This window comes from Chamaesiphon sp. OTE_75_metabat_556 (assembly GCF_031378165.1).
Taxonomy (GTDB): domain Bacteria; phylum Cyanobacteriota; class Cyanobacteriia; order Cyanobacteriales; family Chamaesiphonaceae; genus Chamaesiphon.
Map to the genome: position 1 here is coordinate 1 of NZ_JANNDR010000177.1, position 2,202 is coordinate 2,202.

3 protein-coding genes are annotated in these 2,202 nt (G+C 42.3%); 2 read left to right on the plus strand and 1 reads right to left on the minus strand.

Annotation, left to right across the window (positions count from 1 at the left end; translation table 11 throughout):
- Window positions 1-117 precede the first annotated feature (117 nt).
- On the minus strand, window positions 118-654 hold the full coding sequence (locus RMO27_RS07450; protein WP_309731001.1) for an FHA domain-containing protein: 537 nt from the start codon (window positions 652-654) through the stop codon (window positions 118-120).
- 326 nt (window positions 655-980) lie between these two features.
- On the opposite strand from RMO27_RS07450, the gene RMO27_RS07455 reads away from it, so the two are divergent.
- Together RMO27_RS07455 and RMO27_RS07460 are read left to right on the plus strand one after the other, a co-directional pair.
- Window positions 981-1,352 carry a hypothetical protein gene (locus tag RMO27_RS07455; protein WP_309731002.1) on the plus strand — a complete coding sequence of 124 codons (372 nt, stop codon included), beginning with the start codon at window positions 981-983 and terminating at the stop codon, window positions 1,350-1,352.
- A complete protein-coding gene (locus RMO27_RS07460; protein ID WP_309731003.1) occupies window positions 1,327-2,073 on the plus strand; it encodes a hypothetical protein in 747 nt (248 codons plus the stop codon). Before RMO27_RS07455 ends, RMO27_RS07460 begins: the two co-directional genes overlap by 26 nt.
- Window positions 2,074-2,202: the final 129 nt, after the last annotated feature.

Below are 2,202 nucleotides of genomic sequence, written 5' to 3' on the forward strand. Positions count from 1 at the left end.
TGTTTTTGGCAATCTACTTTTGGAGCAGAGTTTTAATACGTTGATTGCCTATGTTAATCTCTGTAGTTGTGCTTTTAACTCCTCATGACAATTGAATTTTTATTCATTTTATCTCTCCTAGAGTGATAGAAGAGGGGTATATCTACCAGCCCCATCTCGATCGATCGTGGCATGGGTACGCGAAATCGTCGGCGCATCGAGTTGGAGCGTACAGGCAGTATCTCGCCCCAAGCTAATATTTTTTTGCTTGAGCGAAACAGATTTAGGTTCTAAACCGATCGGAACTATACTGCCAGCCTGAGGATTGATATAGGTGACTCGGATCGTCGAAGCGGGATCTAAGCCGATATTTAGTGACATCCCATGCGTGAGCAGACAGCCAATTTGCGGTGATATTAATACTCGATCGAGATACAATCTATTGCCACTTGGGGTGGTACCATCGCCATCAAAAATATAATAATTTTCGCCATCTTGCCGCAATGTTGCTTGAGTGCGGGAAATCAGTTGCCAATGATCGGGTACACACAAATCGGCCAACTGCGGATCGCGGCCGAGGATATGCTGCGATCGATTCAGTTCAAAATTAACAAGCTGCCCTTGGTTATTAATTTGCAAGTATGGATTAGTAGCAACAAGTGTTTTGACTGTCATTTGAGCACAGGGGATCGGGTGAAAACAAGTTTAAGTGAAGGAATATCGATCGATTCGAGTGGAAATAGGCTCTCGATCAAGCTTAGAGCTTCTAAGTTAGATTAGCATTCGCGCTCAATCACACAACCCGCCATTAGGCTTTATTTTCAAATAAAAACTTCAGGGTCGTAACTACCAAAATCAAATTACTTTATTGACTATTATCGATCGTATTGAGGACATGCAAGTAAGGATTGTAGACATTTCGATCTCATTAGCTTGTCCTAGAAAGATCGATCGATCTGACCCTATGCTACGATGGCGAAGGCGATTTACCACAGAGTGACGTGACTGAGCGGCAAATTTATCATAGAGAAAAATCTTCTAGTCAAACTGCGGATGTTGCTAGACAACAAATAGCCAGCCAAGAACTCTGGGGCGGCCCACCGAGAAATTATATGGGTAGCGATATCCCCAAAGTTAAAGCCTATTGGAATCGATTGCCATTGTTAAGCGATCTCCAAACGCAAAAGAGCGGGATTGAGTTTACAACACTGGTAGAGGTAGATTCCTATCATCCCAAATTCGCTTACTGGTCGGGCGACAGAGAGGGCGTTCGGAACGAAGATGGGTACGCTAAAATTAAGGTAACGATAAACTATTGCAATCAATTCGATCCGGTCTATATAGCTGATGAACAGTCAAATGCCGAGAGCTAGTCGGCGCGTGCGATTTGAAGAAGTCACTCCGGCACATGAATATGCCGCGTTTTTCAGTGTTTCGATCGCACTTTTAGTCGCTCATCTCGGTTTGCCGATCTTTGATGGTTATGACGATCTCGACGATCTCCAGTTAACTTTTTTGACGTTGCCATCTGGTGAGACAGTGACATTAGGCGAATACGCTGGTGTGCCTGGAACTTCGATATATATCGATGTGGCGATGCAGAATATTCCTCAAATTATTTTCGATAGTTGTCAGCAGCTACGAGTATCTCGACCAGAAATTGAGTGGGTTCATCCCGATTGGCAAGTAGGATTTGAGGAATTGTGTGTCGAGCATGGGGAAATTGAGGGGATAAAGAGAAGCTCTACAGCGAAATTACAACAAAATAACGAGCGCGAACCTATTGATTGTTTCTACCATGCTCTGGAAATCTATACTAGACCAAGATTCTCCGAACATTGGGCGATGCTCCAACACAATCTTGGTTTGGCTTATTTCGATCGAATCAAAGGGGAACGATGGGAGAATTTGCAGAGATCGATCGAATGTTTTGATAAGTCTCTCGAAGTTTTCACACAAGATAAGTTTTCAGGAAAATGGCAGATAAATCAGGAGGATTTGAGCCAGTCACAGGAAGCATTGAAGATAGAAGAACAGAATATATCTAAGCTGGTTCAGATAGTGAAATTATTGAAGGCTGGAATAGATGAATAATTTCAAGATATATTATCGGATATCACCTATGAATGGAGAAGACAGGGGATAACAACAACTGAAATTACAAGAAAACAGTTATTGTTAATAATGGTTCTACCGAACCTGCTATGCTAATTTATCTATAAT

Coding starts and splice junctions, on each gene's coding strand:
- RMO27_RS07450 (WP_309731001.1), bottom strand. CDS start 654: ATGACAGTCAAAACACTTGTTGCTACTAATCCATACTTGCAAATTAAT.
- RMO27_RS07460 (WP_309731003.1), top strand. CDS start 1,327: ATGAACAGTCAAATGCCGAGAGCTAGTCGGCGCGTGCGATTTGAAGAA.